Below are 13,889 nucleotides of genomic sequence, written 5' to 3' on the forward strand. Positions count from 1 at the left end.
TCAGGGCACCAGCACGACCGACCCGACGGTGCGGCGGCCCTGCAGATCGGTGTGCGCACGGGCGGCCTCGGCCAGCGGGTAACGCTCGCTGACGGTGATGGTGATGGAACCGTCGGCGATGGCGCTGATCAATTCGCCTGCCCGCCAGAAGAATTCGTCGGCGGTGCGGGTGTACGCGCCCAGGCTGGGGCGGGTCAGGAACACCGACCCGGCCGCATTGAGCCGCTGCGGGTCGAACGGCGGCACCGGGCCGCTGGCGGCGCCGAACAGCGCGAGCGTGCCGCGCACCGCCAGGCTGGCCAGACTGGCCTCGAACGTCGAGGCACCCACCCCGTCGTACACCGCGGCCACGCCACCGCCGGAGAGCCGTTTGACCTCGGCGCCGAACGCCTCGGCATCCTCCGGATAGTCCAGCACCTCGACGGCACCGGCCTGCCGGGACAACTCGGCCTTCTCCGGTGTCGACGCGGTGGTGATCACCTTGGTGCCCAGGCTGGTCGCCCACTGGGTCAGGATCAGTCCCACTCCGCCGGCCCCGGCATGCACCAGGATGGTGTCCCCGGGCTGCACCGCGTACACCGACTTCAGCAGATAGTGCGCGGTCATACCCTTGAGCAGGGCCGAGGCCACCGCGTCCGGCGCCACACCGTCGGGCACATAGGCCACGAAATCGGCTGGGGCGACGCAGTAATCGGCATACGCGCCGACGGCGTTGGCGGTCACCACCCGGTCGCCCACATTGAGCGCCACCACGTCCTCGCCGACGGCGGCGACCGTGCCGCACACCTCGCTGCCCGAGATGAAGGGCAACTCGCGCGGGTACTGACCCGACCGGAAGTAGGTGTCGATGAAGTTCACACCGATCGCCTCGGCCCGGATCAGCACCTGGCCAGGGCCGGGGGAGGGCTCGGGCTTCTCGACGTAGGTCAGGACCTCAGGTCCGCCGGTCTGGGCGACTTCGATGGCATGCATACCCCCTATCATCCACATGTGAAGTTGGCCCGACCCGAGGTGTTCCATCCCCGCATCGTGTTCGCCAGTTGCGCCGCACTTCCCGAGGGCGACAGCGATGACGACGGCCTGGTCGGCGCGCTGCGTGACCGCGGCCTGCATGTGCGCTGGCTGCCCTGGGACGATCCCGCCACCCTGGACGCCGATCTGGTGGTGCTGCGCGCGACGTGGGACTACAGCGAGCGCCTCGAGGAGTTCCTGGACTGGGTGGACCGGGTGCGCAACCTGCTCAATCCGCCCGATCTGGTGCGCTGGAGCACCGATAAGCACTACCTGCTGGATCTGGCCGCCGATGGCCTGCCGATCGTGCCCACCGAATACTTCGCGGTCGACGATGCGGTGCGGATCGGTGCCGGTGAGGTGGTGGTGAAACCCGCGGTGGGCGCCGGTTCGGTCGGTGCACAACGGTTCGTCGAGTCGGCCGAGGCAGCGGCCCACGCCGCCACCCTGCAGGCCAATGGTCGCGCCGTACTGGTGCAGCCGTACGACCCGCGTATCGCCGTCGGGGAGACGGCACTGGTCTTCCTGAATGGAAAGCCCTCGCATGCGTTCACGAAGGGGCCGATCCTGCCGCCCGCCGGGCGCGGACCGGAGTTCGAGGAGACCGGCACGTTCGCCGCCGAGAAACTCGGTGCCGCCGACCCGTCCGGCGCGGTCTGGGAGGTCGGTTACGCCGCGATCGAGTCGGTGATGCGCCGGTTCGGGATTGCCTCCGGGGACCTGCTCTACGCGCGCGTCGACGTCATCGGCGGGGCCGAGGATCCGCGGCTGCTGGAGCTCGAGCTGGTGGAGCCATCGCTGGGTTTCCGGCAGCTCGGCGAGACCGACAAGCGACTCGCCGAACGTGAATACGCCCTCGGCGTCGAATCGGCGTTGCAGCGACTCGGCCTGGGACCGCTCAGTCGCTGAGGCGAACCCCGCTGCTCACATCGAAGCGGTGTACATCGCGGGCCGACAGGTCCACCGTGGCGCCGGTGGTGATCTCGGTCAGCGCGGCCGCCTCGACCACACTGGTGAGCTGCTGGTCGGCGCAGCGCACCGTGATGATGGCGCGCGGACCGAGTAGTTCGACGAGTTCCACCACCGCCGCACCGTCGGCTGCGGGAGACAGGATCAGGTCGTCGGCGCGCACACCGATGGTCACCGCCGCCGCATCCGCACCGCCGACTCCGATGCGCACCCCGGCGGCGGTACGCAGCTCGCCGGCCGTGACGGCGCCATCGATCAGGTTCATCTTCGGGCTGCCGACGAAGGTGGCCACGAAGGTGTCGGCCGGTCGCCGGTAGACCTCCGCCGGTGGGCCGGACTGGGCGATGCGGCCCTCACGCATCACCACGATCCGGTCCGACAGCGTCATCGCCTCCTCCTGGTCGTGAGTGACATAGAGCGAGGTGATGCCCAATTTGCGCTGTAGGCGCAACAGTTCGGTGCGCGTCTCCACCCGCAGCTTGGCGTCCAGGTTGCTCAACGGTTCGTCGAACAGGAACACCGCGGGCTCGCGGATGATGGCCCGCCCGATCGCGACCCGCTGCTGCTGGCCGCCGGACAGATCCTTGGGTTTGCGTTCCACCAAGGCACCCAGTCCGAGTGACTCGGCGATCTCGTCGGCCCGCCGCAACGCTTCACCGCGGTTGATCTTCGTGGCGCGCAACGGAAAGGCGATGTTCTCGCGCACCGACAGGTGTGGATAGAGCGCATAGTTCTGGAACACCATCGCGATATCGCGGTCCTTGGGCTCCAGCGCGGTCACGTCCCGGTCGCCGATGTGGATGCTGCCGGTGCTGACCTCCTCGAGCCCGGCCAGCATCCGCAGCGATGTGGTCTTCCCGCAGCCGGACGGCCCGACCAGGACAGTCATACTGCCGTCCGTCAGTTCCAGATCGAGGTCCGTGACCACATTGGTCGAACCGTAGGACTTGCCTACCTTGGTGAACGTCACCGATGCCATGCCCGTAAAACCCTCGCTTGTCTAGTACTTGACCGCGCCGCCGCTGATCCCCTGGACCAGGCGTCGCTGGATGAAGAAGCTGGCGACCACGACCGGCACGATCGCGATCATGATCGCCGCGCTCATGGTGCCGATCTGCACACCGCGGAAGGTGTTGAAGTTCGCGATCGCCACCGGCAGGATCGCCGAGTTGCCCGGCGCCAGGATCAGCCCGTAGAACAGGTCGTTCCAGGACAGCGTGAACCCGAAGATGCCGGCGGCGCCGATGCCCGGATACACCTGTGGCAGCACGACCATCCGGAAGGCCTGCCAGCGGGTCAATCCGTCCACCCGGGCCTGTTCCTCCAGGGATGCGGGCACCGCCTCGAAGAAGCCGATCAGAAACCACGTCACCAGCGGCAACACGAACGACAGGTGCGCGAAGATGACCGGCGCCAAGGTGTCGGTCATCCGCAGGGCCTGGGCCATGGTCAGGAACGGGAACACCATCACCGCCGGCGGAACCACTTGTGCAGCAAGCATTCCGAATCGGGTCAGCGATCCGCCCGCCCGATATTTGGCGATCACGTAGGCGCCCATGCTGCCGACCACCAGGCTGATGGCCACCGTGATGACACCGACCAGCGCGCTGCGTCCGGCGGCGGCGAACACACCCGAGTCGAAGACGGCCTGCCAGTTGGCCAGGCTGGGGGTGAAGGCGATCAGGAACGGTTCCGACATCTGTGCGGGTGTCTTGAAACTGGCCAGTGCCACCCAGACGATGGGGAACAGGACGAAGACGAAGGCCGCGGTGAGCACCGCCAGGCGCAGGACCTCGAGCCCCCCGGGGCGAGCGAAGCGACGCGAGTTGGTACTTGGTCGAGCGAAGCGACGGGAGATGGTGCCGGCGTTTTTCATCGGGCACTCCGTTCGGCCGCGCGGGTGCGCTCCATGGCGCGGAACGCCGCGACGATCACCGCGAGCACCAGCACCAACACGATGAAGGCCATGGCGCTGGCCTGTGCCAGCCGGAAGAACTGGATGCCTTCGAGATACATGAAGTACTGCAGGGTTTGGGTCTCGGTGCCCGGGCCGCCCCGGGTGGTGGCGTAGACGTATTCGAAGACCCGCAGCGCGTCCAGGCCGCGTAGCAGCACCGCCACCGTCAGCACGGGTGCCAGCATCGGGATCAGGACCCGGCGCAGTCGGTAGACCGGGCCTGCGCTGTCCACCCGGGCAGCCTCCATGGGCTGTTTGGGCATCGATTCCAGCCCGGCAAGGATGAGCAGGACCATGAACGGTGTCCACTGCCAGACATCGATGAAGGCCAGCGTGAGCAGGGCCCGTCCGGCACCGAAGAAGTCGTAATCGGCCCCCACGGCGTGCAACAACGCCGGCACGGCACCGATCTGATCGTTGAGCAGGAAACGGAAGATCAGTCCGACCGCGATGGGGGTGATGAACATCGGCGCGAGCACGATGGCCCGGGACAGGTCCTTGGCCCAGCGCTGTTGGTGCAGCGCCAGGGCCAGGGCAAACCCGAGGACAAGTTCCAGGCTCACCGCGATCACCACATAGGTGGCGGTGGTGGCGAAGGCCTCCCAGAACGCCGGATTGGACAGTGCGCTGGTGAAATTGGCGAGACCGACAAAATCGGGCTGGCTGCGGTCGGTCAGCTTGTAATCGGTGATCGACAGATAGCTGGCGTAGCAGAGCGGGAATCCGACGGCCACGGCGAACAGGGTGAGCAGCGGCATCAACATGCCGTACTTGAACTTCATCGACGCCACTCCTCTCGCCGCATGTATCGGGTGGCCGCCGGATTCCCTTCGGTCACTGCTGGATCCGCTCCGCTGCTGCCTGGGCGTCACGCAGTGCATCGGCGACGCTCTTGTTGCCGGCGGCGGCGTCGTTGAGCTCGGTTCCGACCGCCTGGATCATCTCCTCACCGCCCTTGCCCTGGGTCAGCGGTGCGGCGTCGGCCAGGATCTCGCCGACGGTCGTGTAGTAGTCGGCGCCGTACCCGTCGGCGAGGACCTGCGGATTGGTCAGCGAGCTCTGCCGGATGACCGCGCCACCGTCGGCGACCCGCTGCGCGTCGACCTCGGGTGAGGTGACCCACGAGGCGAACGCCCACGCGGCATCGGCCGCACCGGAGTTCGCCGGGATGGCCCAACTCCACGATCCCAGTGCGGATTTGCCGCCCGGGATGGGTGCCAGCGCGAACTGGCCGGCACGCTCGGCCGAGGCGCCCTCGGGATCGTTGAGCGCCGGCAGGTTCCAGTTGTAGCCGATCATCGACGCGGCCATCCCACTGGACACCGAACGGAAGGCCTCGTCGAAGCCCCACGCCAGGCTGTTCGCCGGTGCCGCGGTGCGGTAGGTCTCGATGTAGGCGTCCAGGGCGCGGGCGGCCTCGGGGGTATCCAGCGAGGGCTTGCCGTCCTCGCCGTAGATCGACCCGCCGGCGGCGAACAGCCAGTTGGCCCATTCCTCGAAGATCTTGTAGCCGCGCTGGGGTTGCATGGCGATACCGGCCCGGTCGGCCGTCTTGAGCCGCTGCGAGGTCGAGATCAGCGCGTCCAGGTCGGTGGGCACATTCAGCCCGGCGCCGGTCAGATCACCGGTGTTGTAGATGTAGCCGAGCGCGTAGTTGTAGAAGGGCACGCCGTAGGTGGTGCCGTCGACATCGGTGATCGCGGTCAGCGAGTCGAAGAAATCGTCCGGCTGGTAGTCGGGGGTGGCCGCGATCCGGTCGTTCAGCGGTTCCAGGAACCCGGCGTCGGCAAAATCGTCCATCCACGGGTTGTCGACCACGATCAGGTCGTAGGCGGGCTCGGCGGACTGGAAGGAGGAGACCAGCCGGTCACGCATCTGGTCGAAGGTCATGGTCTCGACCTCGACCTTGATGTCCGGATAGGTCTGATTGAACTGCCCGACAAGATCTTTGACGATATCGGTATCGGGCACGTTCTCCATCAGCACGCGCACGGTGGCGTCGGTGTCGGTGGGGATGTCGCCCAGGCCCGATGAGCTCTGCTCACCGGATCCGCCGCTGCCGGCACAGCCGGCCAGTGTGAGGCCGGCGACCGCGATGATCGCGGGCAGCCAGCGTGAGGTCGGAATTTTCATAGGTGCTCAACTTTCCCTTGTCGGGGTGGGGTTGTCCGGGTGTTCACAACGAAATGGGGTCAGTCCATGTAGGCACCGCCGTTGACCGACAGTGCTTCTCCGGTGATGAACCGGGCATCATCGGAGACCAGGAACGCGACCGCGCGGGCGACGTCGTCGGGGGTCTGCAGCCGACCCAGCGGCGTGGCGTCGACCCAGGATTTGCGCACACCGTCGGGCGTGGATCCGCTCAACACGGCCTCCCACTCGAGCTCGCGGCTCTGCATGGGGGTGGCCACGAAGCCGGGGCAGACGCTGTTGACGGTGATGTCGTGGGCGGCGAGCTCGAAGGCCATGGCCTGGGTCAACCCCAGGACACCGAACTTGGAGGCGACGTAGTCGGCCAGGAACGGCACCCGACCCTGTTTGGCCGCCATCGACGCGGTGTTGACTATGGTGCCGCGTGCGCCGGTGCGGATCATGGCGCGGGCCGCGGCCTGACCGCACAGGAAGACACCCTTGAGGTTGATGTCGAGGCTGCGTTCGAGTTGATCGGTGGAGACGTCGATGAACCGGGCCATCGCCGAGATACCCGCGTTGCTGACCCAGGCGTGCAGGCCGAGTCGGTCGGCCACGCCATCGGCCAGTGCTGCCGTGCCCGCGGCGTCGGTGACATCGAGCTGCGACGCCTCGTGTCCGGTGCCGGTCAACCCGGCCAGGGTCTGCTCGGCGGCGGTGACGTCGATATCGGTGACGACGACCCGCCAACCACGCTCCGACAAGGTGGTGGCGATGGCCCGCCCGATACCCGACCCGGCGCCGGTGACGACGACGGTCTGTTGGTTCTCGGCGTTGGGGGTGGAGGTCATGACCGGGCCTTTCGGGCGATGCGATGGGAGATGGGGGTGAGGACGTTGCCGAGATCGCGCCACTGCAGGTAGGACTCGGCGTACCGCTCGACATTTCGCGGGTTCGGTATCACCGGGTCGCCGACGGTCTGGAACTTCTCGGTGCTGTCCCAGCCGTCGAGCAGCCCGGTGCCCACCGCGGCGACGACGGCGGCGCCCAGCGAGGCGCCGGGGTGGCCGATGATCGGTGTGAGCGGGGCACCGAGCACATCGGCGAGGATCTGCTTCCACAACACCGATCGACTGCCGCCGTTGGTCACCAATGCGCGGTCCAGGCCGATGCCCATCGAGGTGAGGACCTCGGTGTGGTGTTTGAAGCCGTAGGCGATGGCCTCCAGCACCGAGCGGTACATGTCGGCCCGGTTGTGCGAAAGGTCCAGCCCGACGAAGGCTCCGCGCAGATCGGGGTCGTGCAGGGGGCTCTTCTCGCCGAGAAAATATGGCAGGCAGAGGATTTCGGCCGGCTTGCGGGTGTCTGCCTCGTCGTCCAGGGCGACCAGGTCGATCCCGCCGGACAGCGTCTGGAACCAGCGGATCAGGCTTCCGCTGGTGGCCATGCAGCCGTTGGGCAGCCACCGTCCGGGCACCGGGTGGGCGTCGAGGTAGAGCCGAGCGTCGATGACCGGGTTGGCGGCGGCGGCCAGGATGTCGCCCGCACCACCGAGTTTGACCAGCCAGTCGCCGGGGGCGTTGATACCGGCGGCGTAGGCGGACAGCACGTGATCGGCGCCGCCCACGATCAGCGGCAGCCCGGCGGGCAGGCCGGTGGCCCCGGCGGCGGCGGCGCTGAGCTCGCCGGCCCGACCGCCGGGGGAGAGCACCTCAGGTACCAGCTCGGTGGACAGTGCGGCCGCGGTGTACATCGGTTCGAAGGGCCTGCCGTCCACCGTGCCCAGGCCGGACTCGATGGCCCAGTTCAGCTCGACGTGGGCGGGCGCGCCCAGGGCCATCAGCACCCAGTCGTAGGAACCGACGAGGTGTGTTGTGCGGCTCCAGTTCTCGGGTTCGTGGCGCTGCAGCCACAATGCCGTCGGCGCGACGGACTGTTGGGTGATCGCCGAACCGGTGGCGCGCAGCACGGCATCCTCGTCGAGGGTGGTCTTGAGTTCGGCGATCTCGGCGGTGGCGCGCGCATCGTTCTGCAGCAGCGCGCGTCGGATCGGGCTGCCCGCTGCGTCGACGGCGATGACGGCCGGGACCATACCCGTGGTCGACAGGGCGGCGATGCGTTCGGGTCCGATACCGGATTCGGTGAGGACGTCACGGATGCCGGCGTGCACGTTGCGCAGCCACTGAGCGGGATCGGCCTCGGCATACCCGGGTGCATCGGAGTGCAGCGTGGCCTCGTGGGTGGCTTGGGCGACGATGCGGGCCCGGTCGATGTCGACGAGCACCGTCTTGGTACCGGTGGTGCCGATGTCGACGCCGATGGTGAATTCCGGCATGCCTTCCCTTCTGTCGATCCGCGAGGCTCTCGCAGTGTTTTCGTGGTGTGACCACATTACTAACTCTGTTATATTCTCACAAGCGTTGTGCGAGAGTCACGAATACTCACGAAAATGCCCAAGAAACCTGTGATTTAGTAACATACGTTTAACGCACGACGTGACGATGACGACGAGAGGCGCCCCATGACCAGTTGGCTCGACGATGTATTCGCGGTGCAGAAGCCGGTGATCGCCATGCTGCACCTGGCCGCCCTGCCGGGCGATCCGGGGTTCGACTCGGCCGCCGGCATCCGGGCGGTCGTCGACCGGGCCAAGGAGGAACTGGCCGCGCTGCAGTCCGGCGGTGTCGACGGCGTCATGGTCTCCAACGAGTTCAGCCTGCCGTACCTCACGAAGACCGAACCGATCACCGCCATCACCATGGCCCGGGTCATCGGGGAACTGTTGGGGGACTTCAGCGTTCCCTACGGGGTGAACGTGCTCTGGGACGGCCGGGCCTCCATCGATCTGGCCGTGGCCACCGGTGCGCAGTGGGTACGTGAGATCTTCACCGGTGTCTACGCCAGTGATTTCGGATTGTGGGACACCAATGTCGGTGAGGTCGCCCGGCATCGTCACCGCATCGGTGGCGACTCGGTGAAGCTGCTGTTCAACATCGTCCCGGAGTCGGCGGTCTACCTGGCCGACCGCGATCTGGCGTCGGTCACCGCCACCACGGTGTTCGCCACCAAACCGGATGCCATCTGTGTTTCCGGCCTGACCGCCGGAGCGTCCACCGACACCCAGGCGCTGCGCGTGGTCAAGGACAACGCCGGCGCGGTGCCGGTCTTCGTCAACACCGGTGTGCGTGCCCACAATGCTGCCGAGCAGTTGGCCATCGCCGACGGGGCCGTGGTCGGTACCTACTTCAAGGAGGACGGTGTGTTCGAGAACCGTGCCGTGGCATCGCGTGCCACCGAATTGATGGACGCGGTCAAGGAATTCCGTAAATCGTTATGAGTACCGAGCTGCGGCTGCTCGCGGTGCAGGCGGCCCGCCGCGGTGCGGCGGTGTGCCTGCAGCACTGGGGTGAGGCAGTCGACATCGCGACCAAGAGCGCGGCCGGCGATGTGGTGACCGCGGTGGACCGGGCGGCCGAGGTGGCCGTCCGGTCGGTGCTGCTGACCGCCCGGCCCGACGACGGTGTGCTCGGTGAGGAGCTCTCCGAGCACATCGGCTCCGGGGCGGTGCAGTGGGTCGTCGACCCACTCGACGGCACCACCAACTACATCCGTCGGCTGCCGTTCTTCGGCACCTCGGTGGCCGCCCGCTCGGTGGCCGACGGCAGCTGGCTGGCCGGTGCGGTCTGTGCGCCGGTGCTCGGCTCGACCTGGAGCGCGGCCAAAGGCGCAGGCGCCCAGGTCGACTCGGGATCGGGGGAGACCCCACTGCCCTTGCCGATGATGGACTCCACCGTGCGACTGGTGGGTACCGGCCTGTCCTACGATCCGGGGCGGCGGCGTCGGCAACTGCGTGATCTTGCCGCGGTGATGACCGGCTACACCGATATGCGCCGCTTCGGGGCCGCCGCGCTGGACCTCTGCCTGGTCGCCCAGGGCAGTCTGGACGCGTTTGTCGAAGACGATCTGGCGGTACACGATTGGGCGGCGGGTGCACTGATCGCCGAGGAGGCCGGTGCGGAGGTTTTGCGCTCGGAGATCGACGGAGTGTCAGCGCGCCGACGCTGACCGTTCGGCGTTCACACACACCACCGATACGCCGGCCGAGCGCAGCGCGTCGAGAGCCGGATGGCCGGCCGGGCCGTCGGTGACCAGAATCGAGATCGCGGACACCGGGGCGACGTTGATCAACTGCACCCGGCCGAGTTTCGACGCGTCGGCGGTCACGATCACCCGGTCCGCCGCGCGCATGGCGGCCTGTTTCACGTTGCCTTCTTCGCGGTGGTACTCCGATGCGCCGCGCTTGCCGTCCACCCCGGCGATGCCCATGACATAGGTGTCGCAGTTGTAGCGCATGAAAAAATCCTCGGCCTCGGCCCCGATCAGACTGAGCTCGCCGGGGCGGACCTTGCCGCCGGTCAACAGGATCGTGGTGTCCGGTTCATCGGCCAGTTCGACGGCCACCAACAGGCTCGGGGTGATGACCGTCAGGCCCAGGTCGCGGCCCTTGATCGCGCGGGCGACGGCCAGCACGGTACTGCCGCTGTCCAGGATGACGGTCTCGTGCGGGGTCAGCAGGTCGGCCACCGCATGGGCGATGTGCAACTTCTCGTCGGCGGATTCGGCGGCCCGGGCGGCGAATGACGGCTCGGTGGACTTTCCGCCGTAGGCGATGGCACCGCCGAGCACCCGACGCGCGACGCCCTGTTCCTCGAGGCGCTCGATATCGCGCCGGATCGTCATCTCGGACACGTCGAATTCGTCGGCGAGCGTGGCGAAGTCGACTTCTCGATCGGTGTGGATCCGGGCGGCGATCGCGGCCCGCCGGGCGTGGGCGCTCAGGCCGGAGGTCATGCCGTCAGCCTAACCATCAATGTGAATAAATCACAACGATCACACCGGACTGTGATCGGGCTCCATCACGGCCGTCCGCTCCCGCATCGAGGCCCACAGCGCCGCGGTGGCGGCCGTACAGGCGGCCGCTCCGGCGACATGCAGGGCCACCAGCGCCTCGGGTACGCCGGTGAAGAACTGCGCCGCACCGAGTGCGCCCTGGGCGGCGACCAGGCCCACCACCACCCGCAGCCGCAGCAGCACCGGGCGCGGCGCCTTGACCGCCAGCAGAGCGAACCCCAGTGCCACCAGCAGGGTCAGGTAGGCGATCAGCAATGACGAGTGCATGTGCACCAACGTGGTGATCTCGACCTGCAGTCGCGGCACCGGACGTTCCAGACTCTTGTCCCCGGCGTGCGGGCCCGCGCCGGTCACCATCGTCCCGGTGACCAGTACCGCGGCCAGCGCCACACCGCTCAGGGCGGTGAGCGTCCGCAGGGGCGCCGGCACCGCGAGTCGGGACACGCCGTCGTCGGGTTCGCCGATCTTGACGTACAGCAGCACCGACAGCCACACCATCGCCATCGACACCAGTAGGTGGATCGCGACCGTCCACCACAGCAGGCCGGTCAGCACGGTGATTCCGCCGATGACCGCCTGCCCCACCGTCGAGGCCGGCATCAGCCAGGCGTAGGCCAGCACCTCGCGGCGTCGACGTGCCCGCGTGACGGCGATGACGGCGGCGGCCGCGGTGAGCACCACCAGGAAGGTCAGCATCCGGTTTCCGAACTCGACGGCCTGATGGATGCCGGCCACCTCGGGGTGCGGAATCGGAGTGAAGCTGCCAGGGAAGCACTGCGGCCAGGTGGGGCAGCCGAGGCCGGATGCGGTCACCCGGACGATGGCGCCGGTGACCGAGATCCCGCCCTGAGTGAGGATGACGAAGATCGCGATGAGGCGCTGGGTGCGCAGGCTGGGCACGGGCAGCGTGTCGACCAACCGCAGGAAAAGACGTCCGAGCACCACGGGCCGATCGTAGAGCAGCGTTAACTACAAGTTGTAGTAGGGCTGGTCAGCGGGGCGCGACGAACGGCACGAGCACCTCGTCGACCAGTTCGATCACCAACTCGTCGGTGATCGGATCGCCGGTCACCAGCAGGCGGTGCCACAGCACGCTCTGGCCGAGTTCGCGGGCGATGTGGATCGGGACATCGGCACGGACGTCGCCGCGGGCGATCCCGCGGGCGAGCAGATCGGCCATCTCGCCCTTGCGCCAGCCGATGACATCGGCGCGAAAGGTGTGGGTGAGTTCCTCGTCGGCGACCATGGCGGCGATCACCGCACGCATGGTGGTGCCGTGCGGCCCGGTGAACAGGGCCGCCCAGCCGCGCAACACGGCCAGCATATCGCCGCGATAACTGCCGCGGTCATCATGGGGGACAGCGGCTTTCGCGGTGGTCAGCAGGGTGTCGCGGAGCAGTGCGCGGGCGTCGGCCCAGCGACGGTAGAGCACCGGCTTGCTGGTGCGGGCGCGGGCGGCCACCGCGTCCATGGTGACGCCGCCCGGTCCGTTCTCGGCCAGTAGATCGATGGCCGCGGCGCGGATCGCCGATTCGAGTTCCTCACCGCGCCGGCGCATCTGCCCTCCTCTTAAGAAACGCTTGCGTATCTATGATTCGGACTTTAACATCCCAGATAGGAAACCGAAACGTATCTTGGAGGCTGTGATGGCACGTCCCGTGCTGTACCCGCTGCGGACGGTCGACACCGCCCGTGTGCGTTATCTCGACGCGCCGCACCGGCGCCGCCGGGTGACCATCGTGCACCGTCCGCTGCCGGGTGTGACACCGCAGATGCTGCTGGATTGGTTCGCGAATCTGGGCGGCACCATGCTTTACGGCGACGCGGTGATACCCCGCTACCTGGCGTGGCATCCGATCGATCACATCGCATGGGCGCTGGCCCAGGGTGAGCACGCGGCCGAGGGTGCCCGGTTCCGCATCGTGGAGGCCTTCGGCGGCCGACCCGACTACCGGGTCGACGTGATCGACCGGGTGGAGAAGCTCGACGAGACCGGTATCCGATTGGTGCAGCGGGTCGCCGGGGCGATCGTGTTCAGCCTGGAGCACACCTGGTCACCCGGGGCCGAGGGTGCCCACTACGTCAGCGTGCTGGACCTCGGGGCGCGGTCGCGGCTTTTCACCCCGGTCAATGCCGTTCTGCAGCGGCGGTTTCCGGAGCACATGGTGCGTGCCTGGGTGCGCCACAACATCGAAGAGGTCGGCCAGCTGGAGTTCCTGTTGCCACAGCTCAGCACCAGATCGCCAGTCGCTGACCACGTTCGTTGAGCTGCGGCGGATCCGGCAGGCACCAGGCCGACCCGGTGGCGATGCGCTGTGCGCTCCACGCCGCGGCCGCGGCGTCGAGCACATCGTCGGCAGGCACCGCTGCCACCGCAGCGCCGAGATCCTCGGGCAGGTCGATACCGTGCACGGCCAGGATGCGCAGCCGAGCCCGCTGACCGCGCCAGCTCTTCTTCTTGCCGTCGGCGGTCAGTAGACCCATGGTGCGGAACGAGAGTTCGGGGTGGACCTCGAACAGCGGCAGCTCGGCGCGGGCGTGCAATTCCTCGGCCTCCAGGAACTTCCGGCGCAGCTGCCAGGTCTGGATGCTGATGCCGGATCCGGTGAGCGCCGTCGCGGTCGCCGTGGCCGCGGCGTGGTCGGGGGCGTCGAACACCGGCCGGGGCGGCATCACGAACAGGCTCGACGAGCGCGTACCGAGCAGCCGCTTGGCCGCCCGGTCGCTGGCGCGCACCTCGGCATCCATCAGCCCCAGCGGGATGTCCACCCCGATGGTCCGGGCATTGGGTACGGCCGCGACCAGGTCGGCCAGCGTTGTGTGCACATGGGCCGCGGCGAACCGGCCGTCGCACAGCTCGATCCCGACCCAGCCGAGCTTGCAGCCGTCGACACCGAGCACGCGGCCCACG

The 13,889-nt window shown here is 67.9% G+C and carries 15 protein-coding genes; 4 read left to right on the forward strand and 11 right to left on the reverse strand.

Annotation, left to right across the window (positions count from 1 at the left end):
• A complete protein-coding gene (locus ACLBYA_RS09610) occupies positions 1-972 on the reverse strand; it encodes a quinone oxidoreductase family protein (protein ID WP_447709164.1) in 972 nt (323 codons plus the stop codon).
• Positions 973-990: 18 nt separating this feature from the next.
• Here ACLBYA_RS09610 and ACLBYA_RS09615 point away from each other — a divergent pair, with 18 nt between their 5' ends.
• Positions 991-1,920 (forward strand): ATP-grasp domain-containing protein, encoded by a 930-nt coding sequence (locus ACLBYA_RS09615; protein WP_447709165.1) that lies wholly within the window; start codon positions 991-993, stop codon positions 1,918-1,920.
• On the opposite strand, the gene ACLBYA_RS09620 is transcribed toward ACLBYA_RS09615, so the two are convergent.
• From ACLBYA_RS09620 to ACLBYA_RS09645, 6 genes are read right to left on the reverse strand one after another with little or no spacing between them, the layout of a single operon-like run.
• Entirely contained in the window at positions 1,910-2,959 is a 1,050-nt protein-coding gene (locus ACLBYA_RS09620; RefSeq protein ID WP_447709166.1) for an ABC transporter ATP-binding protein, read from the reverse strand. The two genes, ACLBYA_RS09615 and ACLBYA_RS09620, sit on opposite strands and share 11 nt — an antisense overlap.
• A gap of 21 nt (positions 2,960-2,980) precedes the next feature.
• On the reverse strand, positions 2,981-3,856 hold the full coding sequence (locus ACLBYA_RS09625; protein WP_447709167.1) for a carbohydrate ABC transporter permease: 876 nt from the start codon (positions 3,854-3,856) through the stop codon (positions 2,981-2,983).
• Complete coding sequence (locus tag ACLBYA_RS09630) at positions 3,853-4,719, reverse strand: carbohydrate ABC transporter permease (RefSeq protein ID WP_447709168.1); 867 nt, start codon at positions 4,717-4,719, stop codon at positions 3,853-3,855. Before ACLBYA_RS09630 ends, ACLBYA_RS09625 begins: the two co-directional genes overlap by 4 nt.
• A gap of 52 nt (positions 4,720-4,771) precedes the next feature.
• Positions 4,772-6,070: an ABC transporter substrate-binding protein gene (locus tag ACLBYA_RS09635; RefSeq protein ID WP_447709169.1), complete on the reverse strand. Its 1,299-nt coding sequence runs from the start codon at positions 6,068-6,070 to the stop codon at positions 4,772-4,774.
• A gap of 59 nt (positions 6,071-6,129) precedes the next feature.
• Positions 6,130-6,918: an SDR family NAD(P)-dependent oxidoreductase gene (locus ACLBYA_RS09640; protein ID WP_447709170.1), complete on the reverse strand. Its 789-nt coding sequence runs from the start codon at positions 6,916-6,918 to the stop codon at positions 6,130-6,132.
• The gene (locus ACLBYA_RS09645) at positions 6,915-8,402 is read right to left on the reverse strand and encodes an FGGY-family carbohydrate kinase (protein WP_447709171.1); all 1,488 of its coding nucleotides are present in this window, start codon (positions 8,400-8,402) and stop codon (positions 6,915-6,917) included. The genes ACLBYA_RS09640 and ACLBYA_RS09645 overlap by 4 nt, the downstream gene beginning before the upstream one ends.
• Positions 8,403-8,588: 186 nt before the next feature.
• Here ACLBYA_RS09645 and ACLBYA_RS09650 point away from each other — a divergent pair, with 186 nt between their 5' ends.
• Complete coding sequence (locus tag ACLBYA_RS09650; RefSeq protein ID WP_447709172.1) at positions 8,589-9,404, forward strand: BtpA/SgcQ family protein; 816 nt, start codon at positions 8,589-8,591, stop codon at positions 9,402-9,404.
• Entirely contained in the window at positions 9,401-10,132 is a 732-nt protein-coding gene (locus ACLBYA_RS09655) for an inositol monophosphatase family protein (RefSeq protein ID WP_447709173.1), read from the forward strand. Before ACLBYA_RS09650 ends, ACLBYA_RS09655 begins: the two co-directional genes overlap by 4 nt.
• On the opposite strand, the gene ACLBYA_RS09660 is transcribed toward ACLBYA_RS09655, so the two are convergent.
• From ACLBYA_RS09660 to ACLBYA_RS09670, 3 genes are all read right to left on the reverse strand, one after another.
• Positions 10,115-10,918, reverse strand: a complete 804-nt coding sequence (locus tag ACLBYA_RS09660) for a DeoR/GlpR family DNA-binding transcription regulator (RefSeq protein WP_447709174.1) — start codon at positions 10,916-10,918, stop codon at positions 10,115-10,117. The genes ACLBYA_RS09655 and ACLBYA_RS09660 overlap by 18 nt on opposite strands.
• Positions 10,919-10,957: 39 nt before the next feature.
• Positions 10,958-11,896, reverse strand: coding sequence for a COX15/CtaA family protein (locus tag ACLBYA_RS09665; RefSeq protein ID WP_447709413.1), 939 nt, complete (start codon positions 11,894-11,896; stop codon positions 10,958-10,960).
• Positions 11,897-11,969: 73 nt separating this feature from the next.
• On the reverse strand, positions 11,970-12,536 hold the full coding sequence (locus ACLBYA_RS09670; protein WP_447709175.1) for a TetR/AcrR family transcriptional regulator: 567 nt from the start codon (positions 12,534-12,536) through the stop codon (positions 11,970-11,972).
• Positions 12,537-12,624: 88 nt separating this feature from the next.
• Here ACLBYA_RS09670 and ACLBYA_RS09675 point away from each other — a divergent pair, with 88 nt between their 5' ends.
• Complete coding sequence (locus ACLBYA_RS09675; RefSeq protein WP_447709176.1) at positions 12,625-13,245, forward strand: hypothetical protein; 621 nt, start codon at positions 12,625-12,627, stop codon at positions 13,243-13,245.
• Here the strand turns inward: ACLBYA_RS09675 and ACLBYA_RS09680 are convergent.
• A complete protein-coding gene (locus ACLBYA_RS09680) occupies positions 13,208-13,888 on the reverse strand; it encodes a DUF429 domain-containing protein (protein ID WP_447709177.1) in 681 nt (226 codons plus the stop codon). The genes ACLBYA_RS09675 and ACLBYA_RS09680 overlap by 38 nt on opposite strands.
• Between the last annotated feature and the right edge of the window lies 1 nt (position 13,889).

The organism is Mycobacterium sp. C31M, from assembly GCF_053345865.1.

What these genes read in the sequence shown, in the direction of transcription:
- ACLBYA_RS09610 (WP_447709164.1), bottom strand. Translation starts at nt 972, where the DNA reads ATGCATGCCATCGAAGTCGCCCAGACCGGCGGACCTGAGGTCCTGACC.
- ACLBYA_RS09620 (WP_447709166.1), bottom strand. Translation starts at nt 2,959, where the DNA reads ATGGCATCGGTGACGTTCACCAAGGTAGGCAAGTCCTACGGTTCGACC.
- ACLBYA_RS09625 (WP_447709167.1), bottom strand. Translation starts at nt 3,856, where the DNA reads ATGAAAAACGCCGGCACCATCTCCCGTCGCTTCGCTCGACCAAGTACC.
- ACLBYA_RS09630 (WP_447709168.1), bottom strand. Translation starts at nt 4,719, where the DNA reads ATGAAGTTCAAGTACGGCATGTTGATGCCGCTGCTCACCCTGTTCGCC.
- ACLBYA_RS09635 (WP_447709169.1), bottom strand. Translation starts at nt 6,070, where the DNA reads ATGAAAATTCCGACCTCACGCTGGCTGCCCGCGATCATCGCGGTCGCC.
- ACLBYA_RS09640 (WP_447709170.1), bottom strand. Translation starts at nt 6,918, where the DNA reads ATGACCTCCACCCCCAACGCCGAGAACCAACAGACCGTCGTCGTCACC.
- ACLBYA_RS09645 (WP_447709171.1), bottom strand. Translation starts at nt 8,402, where the DNA reads ATGCCGGAATTCACCATCGGCGTCGACATCGGCACCACCGGTACCAAG.
- ACLBYA_RS09650 (WP_447709172.1), top strand. Translation starts at nt 8,589, where the DNA reads ATGACCAGTTGGCTCGACGATGTATTCGCGGTGCAGAAGCCGGTGATC.
- ACLBYA_RS09655 (WP_447709173.1), top strand. Translation starts at nt 9,401, where the DNA reads ATGAGTACCGAGCTGCGGCTGCTCGCGGTGCAGGCGGCCCGCCGCGGT.
- ACLBYA_RS09660 (WP_447709174.1), bottom strand. Translation starts at nt 10,918, where the DNA reads ATGACCTCCGGCCTGAGCGCCCACGCCCGGCGGGCCGCGATCGCCGCC.
- ACLBYA_RS09670 (WP_447709175.1), bottom strand. Translation starts at nt 12,536, where the DNA reads ATGCGCCGGCGCGGTGAGGAACTCGAATCGGCGATCCGCGCCGCGGCC.
- ACLBYA_RS09675 (WP_447709176.1), top strand. Translation starts at nt 12,625, where the DNA reads ATGGCACGTCCCGTGCTGTACCCGCTGCGGACGGTCGACACCGCCCGT.